At 53.8% G+C, this 24,548-nt stretch carries 21 protein-coding genes; 14 read left to right on the top strand and 7 right to left on the bottom strand.

The window, feature by feature from the left end:
- The first annotated feature begins 4 nt into the window (after nucleotides 1–4).
- Genes rnc through acpS form a run of 5 tightly spaced genes read left to right on the top strand, consistent with a single transcriptional unit; the run spans nucleotide 5 to nucleotide 3,547 of the window.
- Nucleotides 5–697 (top strand): ribonuclease III, encoded by a 693-nt coding sequence (gene rnc / locus ACT3RQ_RS00180; protein WP_087109215.1) that lies wholly within the window; start codon nucleotides 5–7, stop codon nucleotides 695–697.
- A complete protein-coding gene (era, locus tag ACT3RQ_RS00175; protein ID WP_172116407.1) occupies nucleotides 694–1,593 on the top strand; it encodes a GTPase Era in 900 nt (299 codons plus the stop codon). Before rnc ends, era begins: the two co-directional genes overlap by 4 nt.
- 8 nt (nucleotides 1,594–1,601) lie before the next feature.
- Nucleotides 1,602–2,294 carry a DNA repair protein RecO gene (recO, locus tag ACT3RQ_RS00170; protein WP_444627300.1) on the top strand — a complete coding sequence of 231 codons (693 nt, stop codon included), beginning with the start codon at nucleotides 1,602–1,604 and terminating at the stop codon, nucleotides 2,292–2,294.
- Nucleotides 2,295–2,329: 35 nt separating this feature from the next.
- Nucleotides 2,330–3,166 carry a pyridoxine 5'-phosphate synthase gene (pdxJ, locus tag ACT3RQ_RS00165; RefSeq protein WP_172116409.1) on the top strand — a complete coding sequence of 279 codons (837 nt, stop codon included), beginning with the start codon at nucleotides 2,330–2,332 and terminating at the stop codon, nucleotides 3,164–3,166.
- Between the two features lie 3 nt (nucleotides 3,167–3,169).
- Nucleotides 3,170–3,547: a holo-ACP synthase gene (gene acpS / locus ACT3RQ_RS00160; protein WP_193053713.1), complete on the top strand. Its 378-nt coding sequence runs from the start codon at nucleotides 3,170–3,172 to the stop codon at nucleotides 3,545–3,547.
- Here acpS and ACT3RQ_RS00155 read toward each other — a convergent pair.
- The gene (locus tag ACT3RQ_RS00155) at nucleotides 3,531–6,251 is read right to left on the bottom strand and encodes an ATP-binding protein (protein WP_444630133.1); all 2,721 of its coding nucleotides are present in this window, start codon (nucleotides 6,249–6,251) and stop codon (nucleotides 3,531–3,533) included. The two genes, acpS and ACT3RQ_RS00155, sit on opposite strands and share 17 nt — an antisense overlap.
- Before the next feature lie 91 nt (nucleotides 6,252–6,342).
- Here ACT3RQ_RS00155 and cysM point away from each other — a divergent pair, with 91 nt between their 5' ends.
- The 8 genes from cysM to ACT3RQ_RS00115 all read left to right on the top strand — a co-directional run bounded on the left by cysM (nucleotide 6,343) and on the right by ACT3RQ_RS00115 (nucleotide 16,659).
- A complete protein-coding gene (cysM, locus tag ACT3RQ_RS00150; protein ID WP_172116412.1) occupies nucleotides 6,343–7,239 on the top strand; it encodes a cysteine synthase CysM in 897 nt (298 codons plus the stop codon).
- Entirely contained in the window at nucleotides 7,240–8,634 is a 1,395-nt protein-coding gene (gene rlmD / locus ACT3RQ_RS00145; protein ID WP_444679738.1) for a 23S rRNA (uracil(1939)-C(5))-methyltransferase RlmD, read from the top strand.
- Nucleotides 8,635–8,702: 68 nt separating this feature from the next.
- Nucleotides 8,703–10,964: a GTP diphosphokinase gene (relA, locus tag ACT3RQ_RS00140; protein ID WP_444630135.1), complete on the top strand. Its 2,262-nt coding sequence runs from the start codon at nucleotides 8,703–8,705 to the stop codon at nucleotides 10,962–10,964.
- A 14-nt stretch (nucleotides 10,965–10,978) separates the two neighbouring features.
- A complete protein-coding gene (mazG, locus tag ACT3RQ_RS00135; protein WP_444679737.1) occupies nucleotides 10,979–11,800 on the top strand; it encodes a nucleoside triphosphate pyrophosphohydrolase in 822 nt (273 codons plus the stop codon).
- Between the two features lie 51 nt (nucleotides 11,801–11,851).
- Nucleotides 11,852–14,500 carry a phosphoenolpyruvate carboxylase gene (gene ppc, locus ACT3RQ_RS00130; RefSeq protein WP_172116416.1) on the top strand — a complete coding sequence of 883 codons (2,649 nt, stop codon included), beginning with the start codon at nucleotides 11,852–11,854 and terminating at the stop codon, nucleotides 14,498–14,500.
- Nucleotides 14,501–14,574: 74 nt separating this feature from the next.
- Nucleotides 14,575–15,120 (top strand): DUF924 family protein, encoded by a 546-nt coding sequence (locus ACT3RQ_RS00125; protein ID WP_193053718.1) that lies wholly within the window; start codon nucleotides 14,575–14,577, stop codon nucleotides 15,118–15,120.
- 36 nt (nucleotides 15,121–15,156) lie between these two features.
- Nucleotides 15,157–16,182 (top strand): 23S rRNA pseudouridine(2604) synthase RluF, encoded by a 1,026-nt coding sequence (rluF, locus tag ACT3RQ_RS00120; protein WP_444638913.1) that lies wholly within the window; start codon nucleotides 15,157–15,159, stop codon nucleotides 16,180–16,182.
- A gap of 162 nt (nucleotides 16,183–16,344) precedes the next feature.
- On the top strand, nucleotides 16,345–16,659 hold the full coding sequence (locus ACT3RQ_RS00115; RefSeq protein WP_172116419.1) for a hypothetical protein: 315 nt from the start codon (nucleotides 16,345–16,347) through the stop codon (nucleotides 16,657–16,659).
- Nucleotides 16,660–16,736: 77 nt separating this feature from the next.
- Here the strand turns inward: ACT3RQ_RS00115 and ACT3RQ_RS00110 are convergent, their stop codons facing one another.
- The 3 genes from ACT3RQ_RS00110 to ACT3RQ_RS00100 are packed head-to-tail and all read right to left on the bottom strand — an operon-like array spanning nucleotide 16,737 to nucleotide 19,081.
- Nucleotides 16,737–17,396, bottom strand: coding sequence for an anthranilate synthase component II (locus ACT3RQ_RS00110; RefSeq protein ID WP_444638914.1), 660 nt, complete (start codon nucleotides 17,394–17,396; stop codon nucleotides 16,737–16,739).
- Nucleotides 17,393–18,805, bottom strand: coding sequence for an anthranilate synthase component I family protein (locus tag ACT3RQ_RS00105; RefSeq protein ID WP_444679736.1), 1,413 nt, complete (start codon nucleotides 18,803–18,805; stop codon nucleotides 17,393–17,395). The genes ACT3RQ_RS00110 and ACT3RQ_RS00105 overlap by 4 nt, the downstream gene beginning before the upstream one ends.
- A gap of 3 nt (nucleotides 18,806–18,808) precedes the next feature.
- Nucleotides 18,809–19,081: a Trp family transcriptional regulator gene (locus ACT3RQ_RS00100; protein ID WP_444621446.1), complete on the bottom strand. Its 273-nt coding sequence runs from the start codon at nucleotides 19,079–19,081 to the stop codon at nucleotides 18,809–18,811.
- Nucleotides 19,082–19,314: 233 nt separating this feature from the next.
- Here ACT3RQ_RS00100 and ACT3RQ_RS00095 point away from each other — a divergent pair, with 233 nt between their 5' ends.
- Nucleotides 19,315–21,201, top strand: a complete 1,887-nt coding sequence (locus ACT3RQ_RS00095) for a monovalent cation:proton antiporter-2 (CPA2) family protein (protein WP_444638915.1) — start codon at nucleotides 19,315–19,317, stop codon at nucleotides 21,199–21,201.
- Between the two features lie 32 nt (nucleotides 21,202–21,233).
- Here the strand turns inward: ACT3RQ_RS00095 and ACT3RQ_RS00090 are convergent, their stop codons facing one another.
- The 3 genes from ACT3RQ_RS00090 to ACT3RQ_RS00080 all read right to left on the bottom strand — a co-directional run bounded on the left by ACT3RQ_RS00090 (nucleotide 21,234) and on the right by ACT3RQ_RS00080 (nucleotide 24,527).
- Nucleotides 21,234–21,806, bottom strand: coding sequence for a hypothetical protein (locus ACT3RQ_RS00090; RefSeq protein WP_193054109.1), 573 nt, complete (start codon nucleotides 21,804–21,806; stop codon nucleotides 21,234–21,236).
- Between the two features lie 175 nt (nucleotides 21,807–21,981).
- Nucleotides 21,982–22,800 carry a class I SAM-dependent methyltransferase gene (locus ACT3RQ_RS00085; protein WP_444638954.1) on the bottom strand — a complete coding sequence of 273 codons (819 nt, stop codon included), beginning with the start codon at nucleotides 22,798–22,800 and terminating at the stop codon, nucleotides 21,982–21,984.
- 2 nt (nucleotides 22,801–22,802) lie between these two features.
- Nucleotides 22,803–24,527, bottom strand: a complete 1,725-nt coding sequence (locus ACT3RQ_RS00080) for an AMP-binding protein (protein WP_444679735.1) — start codon at nucleotides 24,525–24,527, stop codon at nucleotides 22,803–22,805.
- Between the last annotated feature and the right edge of the window lie 21 nt (nucleotides 24,528–24,548).

Raw genomic sequence — 24,548 nt, 5'->3', positions numbered from 1 at the left:
CCTTGTGAGTAATCCTTTAAACGCTTTTTGCCGACGAATCGGCCATACCTTTGGCGACGAAACGCTCTTGGAACTGGCCATGACGCACCGAAGCTACGGTGGTCGTAACAATGAGCGCCTGGAATTTCTGGGTGATTCAATTGTTAATTTCGTTATCGCAGAAGCCTTGTTTCAACGTTTCCCTCAAGCGCGGGAAGGGCAGTTATCGCGCCTTCGCGCGCGTTTGGTGAAAGGCCAAACGCTTGCTGAGCTCGCCCGTGAAATGACCTTTGGAGAATGCTTGCGCTTGGGGTCGGGGGAAATGAAAAGCGGAGGGCATCGCCGTGAGTCGATTCTCGCCGATGCGGTTGAAGCGATAATTGGTGCCATTTACCTGGACGCCGGCATGGATGTTGTCCGGGAACGCGTGCTTTCCTGGTACGCCGAGCGTCTAGAGAATATCTCGTTACAAGATACCCAGAAAGACCCTAAAACACGCTTACAAGAGTTTTTGCAGTCGCGTCAGTCAGCGCTGCCGCGCTATGAAGTGGTCTCTGTAAAGGGCGAGGCGCATGCCCAGACCTTTACCGTGGAGTGCTACATTGAGCTACTAAGCAAGCATACCACCGGTAAAGGCCCTAGTCGCCGCCATGCTGAACAGCAAGCGGCAGAAGAAGCGCTTTCGTACCTTGAGAAAAAACCAGGAGACAAATCATGAGCCAATCCTGCGGCTTTGTGGCCATTGTTGGACGGCCTAACGTAGGCAAATCAACCCTCATGAATCGTATTCTGGGGCAAAAAATCTCGATTACCTCTCGGCGTCCGCAAACCACGCGCCATCAGGTAATGGGTATTAAAACGGTTGAAGATACGCAGTTTATTTACGTGGATACACCGGGCATGCACATCATGTCCAAAGACCGTAATAAAGCCATCAACCGCTTTATGAACCAGGCGGCTACCCAAGCACTCCGTGATGTTGACTGTGTGGTCTTTATTATTGATCGTACCCGCTGGACTGACGAAGACCAGGCCGTGCTCAAGCGTCTTGAGCATGTTAAGGCACCGGTTATTCTGGCCGTCAATAAGGTGGATCGTCTACAGGATAAGGGCGACTTACTACCCTGGCTTGCTGAAGTGGGCGCGCGGCGTGAGTTTGCAGCCGTTGTGCCTATTTCAGCCAAGCACGGCACTCAGGTAGAAACGCTGGAAGAGGAAGTGGCTAAACATCTGCCAGAAAGCGTGCACTTCTTTCCGGAAGACCAGATTACCGACAAGAGCCTGCGCTTTATGGCCGCTGAGCTGGTGCGTGAAAAAGTCATGCGTCAGTTGGGTGACGAGTTGCCCTACCAGATGACCGTTGAAATTGAAGAGTTCCGTGAAGCCGGGCGCGTCACGCATATCAGCGCGCTGATTCTGGTGGAACGCCAAGGGCAGAAAGTCATCCTGATCGGCGAAAACGGTGACCGGATCAAGAGCATTGGCCGCGAGGCGCGCCTGGATATGGAGCGCGTGCTGGGTACCAAGGTCATGCTTAATATGTGGGTCAAGGTGAAGCGCGGTTGGTCCGATGACGAGCGTGCCCTGAAAAGCCTGGGTTACGACCTCGATTGAGTGTCGCAATGTCTGCGGAACCCGCTTTTTTACTGCATCGTAAACCCTATCGTGAAACCAGCGCGTTAGTTGATTTACTGACGCTTAATAATGGCCGTATCCGCGCCGTTGCCCACGGAGGGCAGCGGCCGGGGTCCAAGTCGCGTCAACGACTACAGCCGTTTACGCCGCTGTTTGTTAGCTGGCGCGGCGAACGCGATTTGAAACGCCTCACGTTGATGGAGTCGCGTGGACAAACGGCATTACTGGCAGGTGAGGGGCTCCTATGCGGTCTTTACGCGAATGAAATCGCCACCCGACTGCTGCCCCTGGAACTCGCTGCACCCGATGTTTTTGCCTTCTATACGGCGCTGCTTGAAGCGCTGCCAATGCCTTCCAGGCGCGCTCTTGCCTTGCGGCGGTATGAGTGGGCGTTGTTGGATGCGCTTGAAGCTACCCCGCGTTTTTGTACGCCAGATAATAATGTGCTGGACCCGCAAGCCCGCTATCGGTTTGATGCACAAAGCCGTGCTTTTCTTCCCGCAGAGCAGGGGCTTGAAGGGCGTGCATTGCGTTATATTGAGCAGGGTGACTGGCAACATGCGGGGCTAGCAAGCGTTCTTAAGTCAGTCATGCGGGCGGCACTAGCACCGCATTTGGGGTCTGCTGCACTGCGCTCTCGGGAGCTAATGATGGCACTGGCCCGCCGGCGTCAGCCATAGTTCATGCTTATGACTTTTTTGGAATGGAGATAGTTATGCATCCTCCGCGTATTCTACTGGGCGTTAATATCGACCATATCGCCACGCTGCGTCAGGCACGTGGTACCCGCTACCCGGACCCGGTACAGGCTGCTTTGTTGGCTGAAGAAGCGGGTGCAGATGGCATTACGGTGCATTTACGCGAAGACCGCCGCCATATACAGCTTCGCGATGTCAGACTGTTGGCGGACGTGTTGAATACCCGTATGAATTTAGAGATGGCAGTGACCGAAGAGATGCTCGCGTTGGCTGAAGAGGTGCGCCCAGCACACGTATGCCTGGTACCTGAAAAACGCGAAGAGCTTACCACAGAGGGCGGTCTGGATGTGGTCGGTAGTTTTGATGCGGTTGCCAAAGCGTGTGAGCGGCTGAAAAACGCAGGCTGCGACGTATCGCTGTTTATTGATCCTGATGAAGCGCAAATTGATGCGGCTCATCGCGCTGGTGCCCCAACGATTGAACTGCACACCGGTGCTTATGCAGAAGAGAAGCTGGGGAGTGACGCCGCAAATGCTGAGTATCAGCGTTTAACCGCAGCAGCGACTCAGGCCGTTTCCTTGGGGCTGGTGGTTAACGCTGGGCATGGGCTTCATTACCATAATGCAGAAGCGATAGCCGCACTGCCTGGGGTGAATGAGCTGAATATCGGACACGCCATTATTGCTCGCGCGCTGTTTGTTGGCCTCAAAGAGGCTGTTCAGGAAATGAAGCGGCTTATTATTGCAGGCCAGGAAGCGGGGTTGATGGCGGCTTTAGATGCTCACGATCATGAACATAGCCATGAGCATGCAGATGAGCATACGCATGGTCATCATGACTGCTGTGGTCACTAACAGATGATTGTGGGGATTGGTTCCGATATTGCCCGGGTAGCGCGTTTTACCCGGGCAGTTGAGCGTCATGGGCCACGTTTTGCCCAGCGTATTTTGGGAACTGACGAATACGCGATATGGCAGCAAAAAGGCGAACCGGTGGCTTACTTGGCGAAAAGATTTGCCGCTAAAGAAGCGTTTGTAAAAGCACTAGGGCTTGGCCTGCGAGGCGGCATGCAGTGGGGGGACATCCAAGTGGTTAATGACCCCTTGGGGAAGCCCTTTTTGCAGTTGAGCCATGAGGCCAAGCGGCTAATGCAGGCATCCGGCGCGACGACCAGCCATATCACGCTAAGTGATGAAGCGGAGTACGCGGTTGCCTTTGTCATTCTGGAGCGTTAGACCCATCGGCCAGCCTGCTTCGATGAGTACGCAAGCGTGCCATTGCGGTGTACAACGCTTCCAGAAGGCTCTCCACATGACTGAGCCCGCTGGTGCGTAACCGCGTCTCAAGGGTTTCTACCAATAGGGCTAGCTCAGGTGCGCCGCAGTAACGGCTTGCTCCATTGAGCCCATGCACCCAGTCAAGTAGCATCGCCAGGTTTTTCTGGGCATAGGCGGCACGCATTTGCGTTTCTGTTTCATCCAGGCTGTCAATCAGGCGTATAAGCTGTGCATAGGCAACGCTCTCTTTGCCGCCCGCAAGCTGTGTGCCCATGGTTAAATCGACGGCCGCGAGTGCTTCACTGGCAAATTCAGTAGTGCCTTTTCGTTGCAAGGCTGCCGTTGATGTCACGGTAGGCAGAGAAGGGGGGACGGCCAAAAAACGCAGCAACAGCTGTTGTAGCTGCGCCTCATCAACAGGTTTTATCAGTACATCATCCAGCCCAGCCGCCAGCCACTGCTGACGTTCACTGCTTAAAGCATGAGCGGTTACCGCAATAATAGGGCAGCGTGACCAGTGATTATTGATACGGCGCAGTGCCTGACTGGTTTCAACACCGTCCATACCCGGCATACGAATATCCATTAGCACCATGTCAGCCGTGTAATTAACTGCCAAGGCAAGCGCTTCATGCCCGCTATCGGCAAGCGTAATACGCAGTTGATCTGTTTCAAGCAGCGCCTTAAGCAGCTCACGGTTGGAGGCATTGTCGTCAACAATCAAAATATCAATGACGGAAGGGTCCGTAGGCGGAGGCGCTTTTGATTGAGCGGACGCTATTTCTTTATCTGCAGGCTGCAGTAAATGGCGCAATGTCGTGACCAGCTGAGCGCGAGTGAAAGGTTTGCAGAGCATTTCCCCGCCATGAGGAAGCTCCCAAGGCGGTAAGTCATAGCTGGTGGTGTTTGCCAGAATCAATACGGGGCAGGCGGCTTGCTCAATCAAATCTCGCCAGTAGTCTCTCCTCTCTATTTCGAACTCATCTTGATCCAGGCATAACATCAGTAGGTCTTCGGGCTCATTAGCGGTAAAGGCGACGGGAATAGCCCCCCAGCGCTCTAGCAAGTACTCAAGCGTATTGCGAGTAGGCGTATGGGTTTCATAAAGACGTACGACTGGGCTTTTCAGAGTAAGCTCTGCGGGGCGTTCGCCGCTTTGGTTAGCCAAGAGTGGAAGGGTAAAGGAGAACGTTGAGCCGTGGCCTACCTCGCTTTCCACGCTGATAGTGCCGCCCATTCGCTCAATCAACTGGCGGCAAATCGATAAGCCCAGCCCGCTACCGCCAAATTGGCGTGAATGGCTGGGTTTTGCCTGGGAAAAAGCGCTAAAAAGCTGTTTTTGATGCTCTTCGCTCAAACCAATGCCGGTATCACTAACACTGATACGCAGTACCACGTGCTGGCCTTCTTGGGTGTCGAGCATCACACGAACAATAACGTCGCCTTCGTGGGTAAACTTGAGGGCATTGCCGACCAGATTACTAAGCACCTGATGAATACGCAGCGGGTCGCCGCTAAGCGGCGTAGGCACATCATCGTAAATCATTGCCACCAGGTGCAGATGTTTACGTTGCGCCTCAGGCGCATGCAGGCCAATTACTTCATCCAAAAGCGATACAATATCAATGTCGACTTCTTCAAGAGTGAGGCGATTTGCTTCAAGCTTGGAAAAATCGAGCACGTCATTGACGAGCATTAGCAGGTTGTCGCAGGCGCGGTGAACGTGCTCTAACCACCCCTGTTGGCGGTTATCCAACCTGGAGCGGCTCAGTAACCGGCAAAAACCGATAATGCCATTGAGTGGCGTGCGTATCTCATGGCTCATATTGGCTAAAAATTCGGATTTAACGGCATTGGCACGGAGCGCGCTGCGGTGGGCCAGGTCGAGCTTGATATTTTGCTCTTCAATGGTTTCCATTGATTCCTGCAATTCGCTGGTCGCCTGCTCAATCTGGGTCTGCATATCGCGCTGCGACTGCTGAAAGTGCTCAGCCAGGCTGTTCACATGAACGGCTAGTTGGCGAAGTTCGCTTGGCCGTGCAGGCGTTAATTGCAGCCGATAGTCGCCACGAGATAAGCGATATAAGGCCTGGTTAGCTTCCTCAATAGGCCGGGAAATATACCGACTGACAGCAAAGGCACCCAGAAAAAGCAGTAGCCCTAATAGCATGCCGCCCAGGCTTAAACTGGCCAACAGTTTGTAGCGTTCAAGCGTCAAAGGGCGGGCGTTTGCCTCGGCTTCAAGCCAGCCCACCCCGGTCGGGTTTATGTTGGGGAGCACGCTATCAAGAGGGACTAGAAGTCGCCAAATATGCTCTTCTTCTTCTATCAGGGGAGCGCTGGGCGCTGTTAAGCGTAGCTGAGGCGGGGTGGAGCGGCCTAGCACGAACAAACGGTTACCTTGCTCATCGAAGAGGCTGACAGAACTAAGCCCATAGCGGTCCAGCAGCCGTCGAGAAAGCCTCTCCATACGCTGGAAGTCTGCGTCTGCCATGGCAAGCTGGAAACTTGGGGTTAATAGTTCACCGGCATCTTTAAGTCGCTCGTGAAGCGCCGCGCGTTCAGCCGTATCACTTTGCACCATGAGCAAAATAGCCATCATGGCGTACACCAGAAGCGGAAAGCCAAGTAGCGCGAACAGCAAACGCGTGTTTAAAGACATGGAAGAAACTCGTTGATTCAATGTGGTTGCCTGTCCAGCGTACGACAGCACCGATATAATGCAGCATAACGGTAATGATAAGGAACGTGTGATGAATTATCCCATGCTAGAGGATGTGGTTGGCAACACTCCCTTGGTGCGTTTGAAGCGGATCACTGCCGGGCGCAACAATACGCTGTTGGCGAAGCTTGAAGGCAACAATCCCGCTGGTTCGGTAAAGGATCGTCCCGCGCTTTCGATGTTGAATGAAGCGGAAGCGCGTGGAGAAATAAAGCCAGGCGATACCCTGATCGAGGCAACCTCGGGAAATACCGGTATTGCGCTCGCCATGGCGGCGGCTATCAAAGGCTACACCATGGTCCTGGTGATGCCTGAAAATGCCTCCGAGGAGCGTAAGCAGGCCATGGTGGCTTACGGCGCCACGCTGATTTCTGCCAGTAAGGCCGGTGGTATGGAAGAGGCCCGGGATATTGCCGATGCCATGATTGAACGGGGCGAAGGCAAGCCGCTGAACCAGTTTTCCAATCCAGACAACCCCTTGGCGCACTATCGTACAACGGGGCCTGAAATATGGCAGCAAACCCAGGGGGAGGTTACCCATTTTGTAAGCTCCATGGGCACCACCGGCACTATCATGGGCGTATCTCGCTACCTTAAAGAGCAGAACGACGCTATTCAGATTGTCGGCTTGCAGCCCTCCGATGGCGCCAGCATTCCCGGTATTCGCCGTTGGCCGCAGGCGTATCTGCCCGAGATTTTTGAAGCTCCGCGAGTAGATATTACGCTGGATATTAGCCAGCAAGAGGCTGAAAGCAACATGCGCCGTTTGGCCCGTGAAGAGGGCATTCTGGCGGGTGTTTCATCGGGCGGCAGCCTGGCGGGTGCGTTGCGTATTGCGGAACAGGTCGAAAACGCGGTCATCGTGTTTGTTGTGTGTGATCGGGGGGATCGTTACCTCTCAATGGGCCTATTCGGCCCGGAGCTATAAATGGCCATGCTGGGTAAGCGGCGCCCATCGCGCGCTGCATCAGGCAAGTCAGGGCTGGTACGCAAGCCCGCTGCTAAGTCAACAAGCGCTTCTGACACTAGTGATGCGCTGGTGGTTGAGCGATTGGCGCATGATGGCCGGGGAGTTGCGCATGACGCCACAGGTAAAACCGTGTTTATTGACCGGGCGCTTCCCGGCGAGCGTGTTGACGCTGCCGTGCATGTCAACCGCAAACGCTTTGATGAAGCGCATGTAAAAGCGCTGCTGCACCGTTCGCAACAGCGCGTTGAGCCCCCCTGCGTTTATTTTGGCCAGTGCGGTGGTTGCCAATTGCAACATATGGCGATTGAGGCGCAGCGCACGCATAAACAAGACGTACTGTGCGAGCTGTTTGCTCGTCAGGGTATTGAACTTGGCACCCCCCATCTGCTTCATGGCAGTACGGAGCACTATCGCCGCCGGGCGCGACTCGGCGTCAAAATAGATGGGCAGGGTAACGTGTTGCTGGGCTTTCGCGCAGCCCATAGTCATCGGTTAGTCGATATTCATCAGTGCCACGTATTGGTGGAGCCCTTACAAGCGCTTTTGCCTCCCTTGAGGGCCTTGTTAGCAACGCTTGAGGCGCCGCGTCTGGTGGGCCACATCGAGCTATTGGCGACCACGTCGGAATGCGTGCTGTTGGTTCGCCAGTTGAAAGCACATGCGCTGGATGCCGAGCGCTGGCAGGCGTTTGCCAAGCAGCAAGGGGTTGCGCTTGGCGCGTGGCTGGGCCGCGAGTCTGCCAGCCTACACTGGTACAGCGCTGAACCGGTGCTGGAAGAGACCCTGCAGATAGAAGGCCAACCATCGCTCACGCTCACCTTTGCTCCCGGCGATTTTTTACAGGTCAATGCTGACGTCAATCAACAAATGGTGGCGCACGTGGTGAAATGGCTGGCTCCTGCGCCTGGCCAGCATGTTATGGACCTGTTTGCCGGAATGGGCAACTTTAGCCTGCCCATCGCCTCAAGCGGTGCCAGGGTACATGCCGTTGAAGGTAGCGCTTCAATGGTGGCGCGCATCAGCAGCAATGCAGCGCGTAACCGGCTAGAGGTAAGTGCTCAACAGGCTGATTTAAGCGATAGCGCAGCGGTTGAAGCCTTGTTGAAAACTCAGCAGCACTTGGACGCACTGGTGCTGGACCCACCGCGTAACGGTGCAGAAACAGTGTGCAAGGCACTGGGCCGTTACCCCGTACCCAGGCTTGCGTATGTGTCGTGTGACCCGGCAACGCTTGCCCGTGATGCGGCGCATCTGGTTCGTGCAGGCTATCGTATTAAGCAAGTAGCAGTGGCGGATATGTTCCTGCACACTGCACATATGGAATCGCTTATGCTTTTCGAGTACGAAGGCTAGTCCGCCTATCGCATCAAGCCACGGTATTCGCCGTCAAGATGAATACCCTGAAGGGATGAGTAAGAGTCATGGTGAAAGTGCGTGAAGACCAGCCGCTAATGGATAGCGGCAGGGTAGACATACAACAATGGTTAACGCGCCTGCAAGAAGATGTGCGTCTAAGTGATCCTGAGCGCCTTATTGAAGCCTGCGAACTGGCAGAGCAACTCGAACGTGAGGCGCCTCGTACTCATCGTGAATGGTTATCTCCTGGTTCAAGCTTTCGTATGGGGCTTGAAATGGCAGACATTTTGGCAGACCTAACGCTTGACCAGGCGACCCTGGAAGCGGCAGTGCTCTATCGCGCCGTGCGCGAAGGTCTGTTGAGTCTGGAGGCCGTTTCCAAGCGGTTTGGCAGTGAAGTTGCCAGGTTAATTGACGGCGTCCTGCAAATGGCCGCCATCAGCTATCCACTCGCGCCCAACCACGGTATGGCCCAGCATAACCAGCAGGAAAACCTGCGTAAAATGCTGGTCAACATGGTGAGCGATGTTCGCGTTGCGCTTATTAAAATCGCCGAGCGCACCTGTGCGCTACGTCAGGTCAAGGATGCTCCGCTTGAAAAATGTCTGCAGGTAGCCCGCGAAGTCGCCGACATTTATGCGCCTCTCGCGCATCGCTTAGGGGTGGGGCAAATCAAGTGGGAACTTGAAGACCTGTCGTTTCGCTATTTGCACGAAGATGAGTACAAGGCGATCGCCAAGCTGCTTGCTGAGAAGCGCCTGGATAGAGAGCACTATATCCACGACGTGGTCGAAACGATTAAAACGTTGATGGAAGCTCAGCATATTACCCATCATGACGTGAGTGGCCGAGCCAAACATATTTACTCGATCTGGCGTAAAATGAAGCGCAAAGGGATCGATTTTTCTGACGTACACGACGTTCGTGCGGTGCGTATTTTGGTGCCAGAAGTCGCCGACTGCTACACCGTATTAGGAATTGTGCATTCGCGTTGGCACCATGTTCCAGACGAATTTGACGACTATATCGCCAACCCTAAAAAGAACGGCTATCAATCGCTTCATACCGCAGTGGTCGGGCCTGAGAACAAAGTCCTCGAAATTCAAATCCGCACGTTCGCCATGCATGACGACGCAGAACTCGGGGTATGTGCCCACTGGCGCTATAAAGGGCACGACACCAACGCGAAAAGCCGTAGCTACGAAGAAAAAATTGCTTGGCTGCGTCAAGTGCTTGAGTGGCAGGATGAAGTGGGCGATTTTGGTGATCTGCGCGAAGGGCTTTCAAGTGACGTGGCCCCCGACCGCAACTATGTCTTTACGCCTGACGGTCATGTGATCGACTTGCCGCGTATTGCCACCCCGATTGATTTTGCGTATCGGGTTCATACCGAAATTGGCCACCGCTGCCGGGGCGCCAAAATTAACGGGCGCATTGTTCCGCTGACCTATGAGCTTAAAACGGGCCAGCAAGTGGAAATTCTGACCGCCACCAAAGCCGGGCCAAGCCGCGACTGGCTCAATCCTAATCTTGGCTATGTGCGCACGTCACGAGCGCGCGCCAAAATTCAGGCATGGTTTAAGCATCAGGCCAGAGGCCAAAACCTGGAAGAGGGCCGGGTACTTTTTGAGCGAGAAATGCGCCGTCTTGATGTCGACCAGTTGGATCTACCCAAATTGGCCGACGCGGTTAATTATCAAAACGCTGATGATATGTATGCCGCTATCGGGGCAGGCGACCTGCGTATTGGGCAGGTACTACACCAGGCCCAGCAGTTATTTGGCGAGACTGACGATCAGGAACAGCTGGAACGTTTACTTGCCAAACCGCGTAAGCAGCCGAGCAAGCCCTCTAAAAGTGACATTACCGTGCTTGGCGTGGGCAATCTTAAAACCAGCATGGCTAACTGCTGCCGCCCCGTTCCGGGCGAGCCGATTGTGGGGTTTATCACCCAAGGGCGAGGGGTTACCGTACACCGTCAGGACTGCAACAATATCCTCCAACTGCGTATGGAAGAGCCCCAACGTATCATCGAAGTAGAGTGGGGCGAGCGCGCCCATACGCGTTATCCGGTCACTATCGAAATCCAGGCCTGGGACCGCTCGGGCCTACTGCGCGATGTGACGGGCCTTCTAGGCAATGAGAAAGTCAATGTGCTGGCGGTGAATACGCTAACGGATACCAACGAAGGCATCGCTCGCCTGAGGATTACGTTAGAAGTGGATGGACTTGAATCTTTGGGGCGGCTCTTCTCACGTATTCAGCAACTGCCCAATGTGACCGAAGTGCGCCGCCTGCGAAACGCAGACCCTGAAAAAGGTGCCTAATATGGAGCGGCTTGATGCGCTATGATCTGGATGACCTGCTGACATTGATGCAGGTACTGCGCGACCCCGAGCAAGGGTGCCCGTGGGATATTAAGCAAGGCTGGGACAGCATCGTTCCCCATACGCTGGAAGAAGCCTACGAGGTTGCCGATGCCATTGAGCGGCGCGCCTTTGATGAGCTGCCGGGGGAGCTTGGCGATTTACTCTTTCAAGTCATCTATTACGCTCAGTTTGGTGCAGAAGAGCAGCGCTTTGATTTTCACGATATCGTACATACGTTGACGGCTAAAATGCTGCGCAGGCACCCGCATGTGTTTCCGGAGGGTACGCTTGGCTCGCGTAGGCCGCCAGGTGTTAGCGCTGAAGCGCTACAGACCCAACAGATTAATCAGCGCTGGGAGTCACTTAAGGCGGAAGAGCGCGCCCAACGTGTCATTGAGGCGCCTTCGGTACTTGATGACGTACCTTGTACGTTGCCCGCGTTAAGCCGTGCGAACAAGCTTTCAAAGCGCGCGGCCCGGGCAGGTTTTGATTGGCCCGATACGCAGGGCGTTCTGGATAAAATCCGTGAAGAGCTGGATGAGGTAGAAGAAGCACTGGCGACAGGGGATACACGCCATGCTCAGGAAGAAGTCGGTGATTTATTGTTTGCGGTAACCAACTTGGCCCGCCGTCTGGGTGCTGATCCTGAACAGTGCTTACGTGGCACCAATCGTAAATTTGAACGCCGTTTTCGCTATGTTGAGCATGCCTTAAACGCGGCCCATCGACCGATAACGGAAGCCTCGCTGGACGAGATGGAAGCTCACTGGCAGGCGGCTAAACATCAAGAATAAAGCATAAATTGATCATTAATAATGACGCGACCCCGCTAGGAGGCCTTGCCAATGAGTCACGACCTGCACGAATCGCTGCGCGATAACGTACGCATTTTAGGAGATAGTCTGGGACGCACCATAGCGGACGACCTGGGACAGGCATTTGTAGATAAAATTGAGACGATCCGAGCGCATGCCAAGCAAGGTCGTCAAGGTGACTCACTCCAGCAGCGCGCACTTATTGAGTATTTACGCCAGTTACCTGAGCGTGACCTGCTACCTGTTACACGTGCTTTTAACCAGTTCTTGAATCTTGCCAATATTGCCGAGCAGCACTATCGCGCACGTTTTCGCCGTGTAGAAGACTACAAACCCGGTACCCAGCCGACTCTCAACGGGCTGCTTGAACGGGCCCAACTGGCGGGTAATTCACCGCGTAAGCTGGTCGAAACACTCGCCAATATGCGGGTGGAACTGGTGCTTACTGCCCACCCGACAGAAGTTATTCGCCGTACGCTAATCCAAAAATACGACGCAATTGATGAGTGCCTAACCGCCATCGAAGGTTCTGGCGACTATCCAGAGCGCGGTAAGCGCGCTCACGGGCGGTTAGAAGAATTGATTAGCCAGGCATGGCATACCGATGAAATTCGCCATGAGCGGCCAACCCCGGTTGATGAAGCCAAATGGGGGTTTGCGGTTATCGAGAACTCGCTATGGCAAGCCGTGCCTGACTTCCATCGTGATCTGGATAATTTACTGCTGGATACTGCCGGTGAGCGCCTTCCGCTGGATGCCGCACCCATTCGCTATGCTTCATGGATGGGGGGCGACCGGGACGGCAACCCTAATGTTACTTCACGGATCACCCGGGAAGTGCTACTTCTGGGGCGCTGGATGGCCGCAGACCTTTACCTGCGCGACCTGGAACAGCTTAAAACCGAGCTTTCCATGTGGAAGGCCAATAGCGCACTAAAAGCAGAAGTGGGCGATGTCGCTGAGCCGTATCGTGAACTGCTTAAACGCCTTTTAGCCAAGGTGGAAGCAACCCGGGACTGGGCCAAGGCGAAGCTGGATGGCCGCAACTACGACGGCGGGCCGATTATTGAAACCCGCGACCAACTTTATGCGCCGCTGCTGGCTTGCTACCGCTCTTTATGCGATGTGGGTTTGGACACCATTGCCAATGGCGCCTTGCTCGATACGCTGCGCCGCGTCGCCGTGTTTGGAGTCACGCTGACCAAGCTGGATTTACGTCAAGAAGCCAGCCGCCACGCCCAAGTGATCGAAGAACTCACCAGCACATTAGGCCTGGGACACTACCAGGAGTGGAACGAAGCTCAGCGTCAAGCATTCCTACTGGAAGAGCTGGCGTCTAGTCGACCACTGATCCCACGCCGTTGGGAGTGCTCTGCCGAGTGTCGTGAAGTGCTGGATACCTTTAAGGTCATCGCTCAGGAGCATTCAGAGGCACTGGGTACCTACATTATTTCCATGGCGGGCGAACCGTCAGATGTGTTGACCGTTGCGCTGTTAATGAAAGAGGTGGGTGGCCAAGTCACGCTGCCCATTGCACCTCTGTTTGAAACCCTCAACGACCTGGATCACGCGGGTGCGGTTATCGAACAGCTCCTGTCGCTGCCTGGTTACCGAGCACTGATTAATGACCGGCAGGAAATCATGATCGGTTACTCCGACTCTGCCAAGGATGCCGGGCAACTGGCGGCGGCCTGGGCGCAGTATCGGGCTCAGGAAGCGCTGGTGAATGTGTGTGAAAAACACGGTGTTGACCTGACCCTGTTCCACGGCCGCGGCGGCACCGTCGGTCGTGGGGGCGGCCCCGCTCACGCAGCGATCTTGTCGCAGCCGCCGGGCTCGGTAAACGGCAGTTTGCGGGTGACCGAGCAGGGGGAAATGATTCGCTTCAAGTTTGGCCAGCCGGATATCGCGCTGCGGTCAATGGAGATTTACGCTTGCGCGGTGCTTGAGGCTACCTTGCTACCGCCACCGGCGCCTGACCCCCGCTGGCGCGAAGAGATGGATAAGCTCGCCCACATTGCGCACGTCGGTTACGTGGGCGTGGTGCGCGAGGACCCTGACTTTGTGCCTTACTTCCGTGCGGTAACGCCAGAGGGGGCGCTCGGTAGGTTGCCGCTGGGGTCACGCCCCACCAAGCGGCGCCAGGACGGTGGCGTTGAAACGCTGCGTGCGATTCCGTGGATTTTCGCCTGGACCCAAATTCGCCTAATGCTGCCCGCATGGCTAGGCAGTGGCGAAGCGTTCCTGCAGCGCCTGGAAGAGCCCGGCGGACGCGAGCTGCTCCAGGACATGCGCGATCAATGGCCATTTTTTGGCACTTACCTGGATATGTTGGAAATGTTACTGGCCAAAGCTGATGTGGCCATTGCGGCGTACTATGAGCACCGGCTAGTGGATGAGCCATCCTTAAAAGCCCTGGGCAAAAAGCTTCGCGAGCGTTTTGAGCGGTTGGAAAACGTGGTGCTGGAAATACTCGAGCAGGATGAGTTGCTTGAGAAGACGCCACTGATCCGCCAGGCCATTGATGTGCGTAACCCCTACATTGACCCGCTGCACGGGTTGCAGGCTGAGCTTTTACAGCGTAACCGCGACGCCGATGGTGCAATCAGCGGCGATCTTTCCCGGGCGCTAATGGTGACCATGGCAGGTATCTCGGCGGGGCTGCGCAATACGGGTTAATTAGCGGCAACATTAGAAGTGCGTATACCGCCAGTACGGCTGGCGGCATTTATGTATGTTCTTAGGAGGCGGCAATGAATTTGGATGCTCAAGCGGTGTTGCAGTTCTGGTTTAATGAACTAACCCCGGCGCAGTGGTTTAAGAAAGACGCCGAGATGGACGCCGCTATCATGGCGCGTTTTGGAGAGCTGCACGGCCATGTTGCCCAGTGCGAATGTTATACATGGCGGGATACACCGCAGGGGCGTTTGGCCGAAATTATTGTGCTTGATCAGTTTTCGCGCAATATGTACCGCGATAATGCCCGCGCGTTTGCGTTTGATGCGCTCGCGCTTGCTCTCGCCCAGGAAGCCGTGGCAGCAGGTGCCGACATGGCGTTAACGCCTGAAGAGCGCAGCTTTTTATATATGCCCTATATGCATAGTGAATCGAAAACGATTCATGCCCAGGCAATGGTGCTGTTCGACCAGCCCGGGCTTGAAAATAATCTTGATTTTGAAGTTCGTCATAAGGCGATTATTGACCGCTTTGGTCGTTATCCTCATCGCAATATGCTATTGGGGAGAGCGTCCAGCGATGAAGAAATCGCCTTTCTAGAACAGCCTGGCTCCTCTTTCTAGCGGCGCTTTTATCCACTTTTAGCCTTACGGCGTGTTATGTCATTACGAAAATCGACTCGAATCAATAAGTATATTAGTGAAAGCGGCCTTTGCTCGCGCCGTGAGGCAGACCGCTATGTAGAGCAGGGCAATGTCTGGATCAATGGCCGTCGTGCGACAACCGGTGACCAGGTAATGGCTGGTGATCGTGTAAAGGTGAATGGTCAGGAAATTGAGCCCCAGGAGGAAGAGGACTTTATTCTGATTGCGCTCAATAAGCCTGTCGGTATTGTGAGCACGACTGAATCGAGTGAAAAAGACAATATTGTTGAGTTTGTAAAGCATGGAGCACGTATTTTCCCCATTGGTCGGCTGGATAAAGACTCCCAAGGGCTGATCTTTTTAACCAATAATGGGGATCTGGTTAATAAAATTCTCCGTGCCAACAACAATCACGAAAAAGAGTACCAGGTAACGGTTAACAAGCCGATTACGGAGGAATTTGTTGAGGGGATGCAAAAGGGTGTGCCGATTCTTGGCCAGGTCACCAAGAAGTGCCAGGTGAAGAAAGTGTCCACTTTTGTGTTTACTGTCACGCTAGTGCAGGGGTTAAATCGCCAGATACGCCGGATGTGCGAATACTTCGGTTATGACGTTACCCAATTAATACGCACGCGGATCATGAATGTGTCTTTGAAGGGGTTGGCACTGGGTGACTGGCGTGATTTAACGCCCAAAGAGGTGGAGACCATCATTGCCCTGACGGAGAGCGCTGACGGTAGTGCAGCGCCGGCTAAGCCGAAAGCCAAGCCTCGGGCACCTAGTGGGCAACGTCCACGTAAGGGAAAACCGGGAGCGGGGGCAAAATCCGCTAGTGCTGGCAAAGCGGCGGGCAGTAAAACGCGCTCAAACACCAAGGGCAAGCCCGGTACTTCCAAAGCGCACCCTAACGCAAAAACCGCAGCAGGGGGCAAACCTGCAGCCCAAGGCAAGCGTAGTAGTAAGTCTTTTGGTAAAGGGCAGCCCGGGGCAGGTAAACCAGCCGCGCGAGGAAAAGCGCCGCGTCCCAAAACGAAACGCTAGGCTTTTTAAGCGCTTGCATGGATTAGCCAGGAAACATTCAAAATAAGCGAAGGAGACTTGGGAATCAAAAAATTGCGATAAGGTAAAGTTGCTGAAAACACCTTGTCCCTTCGTGAAAGTGCCAACTAAGGTATTGATACTTGGATATCATTGGAGGACCTTATGATGGCAGAGCATAATCTTCAAGATGCCACCGTTTATACCCAGGACGGTAGTGCGCTAGGCACGGTTTCAGATGATAGTGCTGAAACAAAAGTTGAGATACTCAAGGCAGGGGGAAGCCGTATCTGGGTCGAACGGCATGACCTGAAAGAGTGTGATGGTCAATGGACACTGGCTGAAAATTACACGGTTTACTCGGCTGATAACGTCAATGGTGACTGGACGGAAGGAGGGGTGGACGACACGGTTGATGACACCTTTCCAGCCAGTGATCCGCCCTCATTTACATTAGGCGATGAAGGTAAGGGGCGTTAAACCACTCGCCAACATTAAAAAGCGGGAGACGTCATTAAACGGCCTCCCGCTTTTTTTGTGGCGTATTTTAAAATGAATTATGCCAGCAAGAAGTTGGCAATCAGCTCTTTACCCCCTTCGGTGGCAAAGGATTCGGGGTGAAACTGAATGCCGTGGATCGGATAGTCGCGGTGTTTGACGCCCATCAGCTCGAACTCCCCAGCGGCTTCCCAGTGCTCTCGCTGTTCAAAGTGGGCCGCCTCCAGGCTACCCACCGCAGCGGTCACTTCCAGGCACTCGGGTAGCGAACCTGCATCAGCAATTAGCGAGTGGTAGCGCATCACCTCAAGCTGGTCCGGCACGCCTTTAAATACCGACTGCTGAGTATGCGTAACGGGACTGATCTTGCCGTGCATGGGGAGCGGTGCTTTCACCACTTGGCCGCCAAACACATGAACAATTCCCTGCATCCCGAGGCAGACACCTAACAGCGGTGTGGTCTTCCCCAGTTCTTTGATGACCTCTGCGCAGACGCCGAAGTAGCGTGGGTCGTCTGGCGAGCCAGGCCCCGGCGAAATAATAATACGGTCCGGCGCCATTGCCACAATATCGGTAAATTGAACCTGGTCGTTACGCTTTACCACGATCTCAAAGTTATTCACCGCGCCACGGTTTTTTTCTGTGGTGAGAATCTCGCCAATAAATTGGTACAGGTTGTAGGTGAACGAATCGTAGTTATCGATGATTAACACTTTCATGCCAGGCTCTCCGAATCCATAAAGGGGGCTAAGGCTTTACGCGTGCCGGCAAATTTACGGCGTATTTCTTCATACTCATCGGCGGCGTTACTATCAAACACGTTGCCACCACAGGTCTGCACATAGGCCCGCTCGCCGTTGACAAACACGGTGCGAATCGGGATCGCAAAAGTGCAGTCACCGTTAAACGAAAACTGGCCAACCGCGCCGCCGTAAGGGCCCCGGCCATCGTTTTCCAGGTCATCGATAATTTTCATGGCTTCAATTTTGGGCGCACCGGTAAGCGTGCCCGCAGGGAAGTTGCTGGCCAAGGCGCTAAACATGTCTTCGCCCTCGGCAATAATGCCGACGATTTCGCTGGAAATATGCTGAACATGGCTAAAGCGCTTAATGTCCATCAGGCTGCGCACCTTGACCGTGCCAAACTGGGCAACCCGACCAATATCATTGCGATGTAGATCAACGATCATATTGTGCTCGGCAATCTCTTTAGGATCGTTAAGCAGGGTACGGGCCAGCTGAGTATCTTCCTGAGGCGTTTGGCCTCGGGTGGTGGTGCCTGCTAGCGGGAAAGTTTCCATTTCACCCTGGCGCAAGCGGAAGAGAAGCTCCGGGCTTGCACCGATCAGCTTCTGATCACCAAACTTCATGTAGTACATCTGAGGAGAAGGGTTAATCGTGCGCAGCTGGTCGTACAGAGCGACCGTATCGCCCTCGATACGAAAGCGCTTTTTAAACCCGACTTCACACTGGAACACCTTGCCATCGATAATATCCTGCTTGACCTTGGCGACCGCTGCGGCGTGTTCTGCTTGGCTCATGGTGTCGCCAAGCGCGGTGATTTTTAGGTCGTCGCTCTCAATATCCTTAGCGTCGATAAGCGTTTGCAGGAAATCAGAGCGGCTATGGTCGTAATAGAAGTAGGTTACCTCGCCGGTCATCTTATCGAGGATAAGCCCATCTTTATAAAGTCCAAACCGAAACGTATCGAAGTCATCATTGGCTTTTAAAGAAAGCGTAGGCTCGAAATACTGCATCGCATCGTAGCCTAAATAGCCGCTTAGCCCGCCGGCATACTTGCGCGAAATAATATTTTGCGGGATCAGGCTGCGCAGTAATTCATAAGGATTATCGCTTGGGTAGTGCTCGGCCTTGCCGGCACGATCCTCGATGGTCAGCGTTTGGCCATTCGCGTAAATGGTATATTCAGGATCAAATCCAATGATTGAATGACGGGCGATGTGGCTGTCTTCACCCAGCGATTCAAGCATGTAACAGGTATCGAACTGCTTCTCTATTTTTTTGAATAGGCTAAAAAAGTCACAGTCTGCGGCAAGCGTGACGTAGTGGGGCTTACGCGACAGAGTAAACGGACGCGGGCCAGCATCTGATTGAGCGTGGATAGTCATGATTCAGCGATCCAGTAATGAGTGAGAAGTGCCTAGCGCGCGCGAGCCGCGAGAAACCGTCGCAATGCCGACTCCCAGCAATTCAGCAATTTTGCGGTGTGGTACGCCATCACGCAGTAAATTAAAAATCTGCAGGCGTTTGCTGATTTCCTGGTACTCTGCAGGCGTCAGAAGGCTTTCAAGTGCTTCATTCATGGCCTCAGAGCTATCAATGGCCACAAGGTAATTAATCAATTCAGTTTGGTAAACATCATCGGTAGAACTGGATATAGACATGCGCGCACCAATAGTTGAATGCCGTACTAGTGTACTAGTGTACTAGTACGATATATTGGTTGGCGAAGAAGTCAAGTCGTTCGAGGGGCAAGTCACTCAAAGAGCAAGTCGTTCGATGGAATAGCCCTACGAGTAATTTGGTGCAGCAAGGGCAGGGCACTGGCGTATCAAGTGCGAAGCATTAACGGGCGCTCATCGTCTAATATAGCGATATCTCGTTTAAGGAGTGCGGTATGACGGCCTATTTTATTCAAGCATTTATCTACCTTTTGGCGGCAGTCATTGCGGTGCCACTGGCCAAGCGGCTGGGTTTGGGGTCAGTGTTGGGCTATCTTATCGCCGGGGTTACCATTGGCCCGGTATTTGGCTTGGTTGGGCAGGAAACCAACACCATTCAGCACTTTGCCGAGTTTGGTGTAGTCATGATGCTGTTTCTGGTCGGTATGGAGCTTGACCCCAAAAGCCTTTGGGCGATGCGGGTTCGCCTGGTCGGCCTTGGTGGCTTGCAAGTAATCATTACCGCAGCGGCAGGTACGCTGATTGCCTGGTGGTTAGGTCTGGTATGGCAAACCGCGCTAACCGTCGGGTTGATTTTTGCGCTCTCTTCTACCGCTATTGTGTTGCAAACCCTCAATGAAAAAGGCCTGGCGAAAACCGAAGGCGGGCGTAGCGCATTTTCCGTTCTGCTTTTTCAGGATATAGCGGTTATCCCGATGCTGGCGCTTATTCCGCTTTTAGCGCTGCCCGAATTAATGGGGGCACCAGGTGGTGAGCCCGACCATGGTAGCTTCAATTTGGTCGCGCACCTGACTGGCTGGACCCATGCGCTAGTGGTGGTAGGCTCCATTGCTGCGGTGATACTTGGTGGGTATTACCTGGGGCCGTTGCTCTTTCGTTATGTGGTGGGCGCAGGGCTTCGCGAAGTATTTACCGCCACGGCACTGATGGTGGTTATCGGTATTGCAGCACTTATGAGCCTGGTGAATTTATCACCAGCACTGGGGGCATTCTTGGCCGGTGTCGTGCTTGCCAACAGTGAGTTTAAGCATGAGCTGGAAGCCAATATCGAGCCCTTTAAAGGTTTACTGCTGGGGCTATTTTTCATCACTGTTGGTGCAGGCATTAATTTCGATGTGTTGGCGGCCGAGTGGGCCACCGTCGTGTCGTTGGGTATTGCCGTCATTGTTGTTAAAGCGGTCGTGTTATTGGCGCTTGCCTGGTTATTCAAGATCAAGGGAAGCAACTTTTGGCTCTTTGCGCTGAGCCTGGCCCAAGCAGGCGAGTTTGGCTTTGTACTGCTGACCTACAGCGTACAAAGCAGCGTGATACCAGCAGATACCGCGCAAGTGCTCTCGCTGGTCGTCGCCCTTTCAATGTTTTTAACGCCGCTCCTGTTTATTGCTTATGACCGCTTGGTGCTGCCGCACTATCTGGTTGCAAAAGAGGGCCGAGATGCCGATGCCATTGAGGAACAGGCGCCCGTTATCATTGCGGGAGTAGGGCGCTTTGGGCAAATCATCTGCCGCCTGCTGCGGGCCAATAATATCCCGATGGTAGTGCTTGATCTTGAGCTGGAGCAGATCGAAAACTCACGTCGAATCAATATTAAAAGCTACTTCGGCGATGCCAGCCGTTCTGACCTGTTGGAAAGGGCGGGGATTGAAAGCGCCCGCCTTTTGGTGGTCGCCATTGATGATCGTGAGCGTGCTGTACAGATGACTCAACACGTAAAACACTACTATCCCAACGTGTGGGTGCTGGCGCGCGCTTTTGACCGTGGGCATGGTTATCAACTGCGTGAAGCCGGGGCCGATGATGTGGTGAGTGAAACGTATCATTCCGCACTAGAGCTTGGCGGCCATGCACTATCGGCCATGGGCGTACATCCCATGCGGGCCAAGCAAATGACCTGGTCATTTGTACAAAATGAAGAAGCCCATGAAGACGAACTGTTTGAGGCTTGGAAAGAGATCGAAGGCGGCATCAGCTTTAGCCCGCGTTATGGTGAGCTATTTATGAAACTGGAGGAGTCACTTAATAGCGCGATGCAGCAGGACTGGCAGGAACCCAAGCGTGAGGATGTGCCGATTTGGACGGTACCTGTAGAAGACCAGTGGTAGGTTAATAACGCAAACGTACTGAGAGGTAATGACTAAAACGGCAAATGCAGCGAGGCGCTGAGTTGATTGAGATGGCTTAGCGTCGGCGCATCTACGCGCTCATATTCCAAGCGCGTGACCATCTGGTTAAGCGTCATGGTGGCACCAAAGCCTTGAAGCCAAGCAGTGCCGCCTTCGTCTGCACCCTGAAGCTCATGGGTGTCGCCGCGCCATTCGGTCAGGCCAGATTTAGCGTACATGCTAAAAGCGCCCATACGTACGCCCGCTACAATGGCACCGCCTAAACTAAGCGTATCCATAATCATTGGTGACATGCTGGAGGCAATCGGAACTTCTTCGCTTTCGCGGTAGGCGATTTCAGCGCCAAGATCCAATTGAGGGAGTTGCCAAGGGCTAAAACCAGCGGTTACTCGAAAGCCTGATGTGTAGGTGTCCAGGCTGCTTAAGTCGCTGCCTTCCAGCACCACACCATTGTCCAGTTGCAGGAGTTCACTGTTGGGTGAGGCATAAGCGATCACCGGCAACGTGTCATTGGCGGTAGCGGTGAGTAAAGGTAGGGTTGAACCAACAACGCTGTACAGGAGTACCCCAGCCAAGCGTTTCATTGATGTTCCTCATCCTTGGTCTTGATTGTTATCTTAGGGTTTGTACGAAAAGTCGCTGAGCGAAGGCCAGACAAGGCAAAAATCAGCGAAAAAACGGAGTTTACATGAGTAAATGAGTATTTTGAGCTGATTTTTAACGCCGTATGGTCGAGCGCAAGCAGTTTTCGTACAAAGCCTAACCAGCATAGCAAGAGGCTTTAACTTCTACCAAATTAATTGCGCGGTTTTGGAGGTTAAACACCAGATTTTTGCCCATTTCCATAAAGCGCTCACCAAAGACCCATTGGGGGGACAAGACAGATGCCTGGGGCGTTTGCTCCTTTCTTCTCTGGCGTTCACGCCACTCAAGCGCTCTATCACTCCAGTCAACGTTATGCTCGACAATAAAACCACAGCAGCTTAATTGCTCAATGAGCGTTTCATGGCTAAGCAGGCAGGAGTGAACGGGCGTTGCCGCCCAGGGAATAGGGTAGCGCAAGGCTTCTGCATTTTGGCCGCTAACCACTTCGTGCATTACCAACTGCCCACCGGGGCGCAGTACGCGGTAGCTCTCGGTAAGTGCCTCGTTAACGTTGGGCACGTTCAACAGGCTGTGCTGAAACACAAGCGCATCAAAGCTGTTATCGGCAAAGGGAAGGGCGCAAGCATCACCGGTTACCCAATTTAGCGAGGCGCTTTGAGAAGATGCCAGCGTGCTAAGCGTTTTATTAAGTGCGTTAAAACGGTGGGTGATGTCCAGGCCGGTCATGTGAAAACCTAACGCCGACCCTTGGCGCATTAATCCTCCCAGCCCCGCGCCAATATCCAATACCCGTAGATGAAGGGCTGGGTCCAGCAGGGCGAGTAGCCGGGCGGAGGCCGTTACGCCGCCTATATGAAGTTGGTCCAGCGGTGCTAACTGATGCAGAGTAGGTCCCGCAGGGTAATGGCGTTGAATCTGCGCTAGCACCTCGGCATCGCGTAGCCCTTGCTGATAATGCGCCGCTAAAGACATTGTCACAATGATGACTCGTCGCCCAACCCCAATTCCTGAATCGAGATTTCGCGCATCTTGAATTTCTGGATTTTGCCCGTCACGGTCATGGGGAATTCATCGACGAATTTAAAGTAGCGGGGGATCTTGAAGTGGGTGATCTTGCCTTTACAGAACTCACGCAGATCTTCACCGCTAATCTCTCCCGCCGTGGCGTTGGGTTTTACCCAGGCAACCAACTCCTCACCATACTTTTTGTCGGGTACGCCGGTGACCTGCACATCGGAAATCGCCGGGTGGGTATACAGAAACTCTTCGATTTCTTTGGGGTAGACGTTTTCGCCCCCGCGAATCACCATGTCTTTAATGCGCCCTACGATCTGAATATAACCCTCTTCATCCATGGTAGCGAGGTCGCCGGTATGCATCCAGCCGGATTCGTCGATGGCCTCACGCGTAGCTTGCTCGTTGTTCCAGTATTTAAGCATGACGCTATAGCCCCGGGTACACAGCTCGCCGATTTCACCGCGAGGTAAGATGGCACCATTGCCGGGATCAACGATTTTGCTTTCCAGGTGCGGCTGGGTACGGCCCACGGTGGAAACCCGCTTTTCAATAGTGTCATTCGCACCCGTTTGGGTAGAGACCGGGCTGGTTTCAGTCATTCCGTAGGCGATCTGTACGCCCTTCATGTTCATCTTGTTGATGACTTGTTTCATGATTTCGGCTGGGCAAATCGAGCCTGCCATGATGCCGGTACGCAGTGAAGAGAGGTCGGTGTTGGCAAACTCGGGGTGATCCAGCTCGGCGATAAACATGGTAGGCACGCCATAAAGCGCAGTGGCTTTTTGCTCGTGTACGGCTTTGAGTACTTTACCGGGGTCAAAGCCTTCATCGGGGTAAATCATCGCCGCGCCATGGGTCATACAGCCCAGGTTGCCCATCACCATGCCGAAGCAGTGATAAAGCGGCACCGGGATGACCAAGCGATCTTCGCTGGTAAAGCCTATGCTTTCAGCCACAAAAAAGCCGTTATTAAGAATATTGTGGTGAGAAAGCGTGGCGCCTTTCGGGAAGCCGGTGGTGCCCGAGGTGTATTGAATATTGATCGGGTCATCAAACTGAAGCGTGCTTTGCAGGTCGTTGACGTCGGTTTGGCTAACCTTGGCTGACTCCAGCATCAAATCTGACCAGCGCCACATGCCGGGATGCTTGTCGACGCTTAAGTTAATCACGCACTCAAGCTGGGGCAGCTTTAGCGATTTAAGCGCGCCTTCCGTACTGGTTTTAAGCTCCGGCGCCAGTTCATAGAGCATGTCGCGATAGTTAGAGTTTTTAAAGCTATCCGCGCTGACCAAAAAGCGCGCGCCGGATTGGTTAAGTGCATACTCAAGCTCATGAGTGCGGTAGGCCGGGTTGATGTTGACTAAAATAGCGCCGATTTTGGCGGTGGCGAACTGGGTTAATGTCCACTCGCTGCAGTTAGGCGCCCACATACCGACCCGATCACCACACTTCACGCCAATGGCAAGCAACGCGCGGGCGCAGCGGTTCACCTCTTCATGAAGCTCGCGATATCGCCAATGAATGTTCTGGTGCAGCACAATCAGAGCGTCATTTTCGGGATACTGCGCGGCGATTTGGTCAAATTTATCACCGATAGTCATGCCAATCAGCGGTTTGTCAGCGGTACTGCTGGCATAGCTGGGCAGGGCTTGGGTAGATAGGCTGGGGTCATGTAGCGCCATAATGTCTCTCCGTATTTTTTA

Origin of the sequence: Halomonas sp. AOP43-D1-4, from assembly GCF_052446175.1 — a bacterium.
Taxonomy (GTDB): domain Bacteria; phylum Pseudomonadota; class Gammaproteobacteria; order Pseudomonadales; family Halomonadaceae; genus Vreelandella; species Vreelandella citrativorans.
The sequence above is the reverse complement of the archived record's forward strand: the minus strand, read 5'-3'. Positions and strand labels throughout refer to the sequence as shown.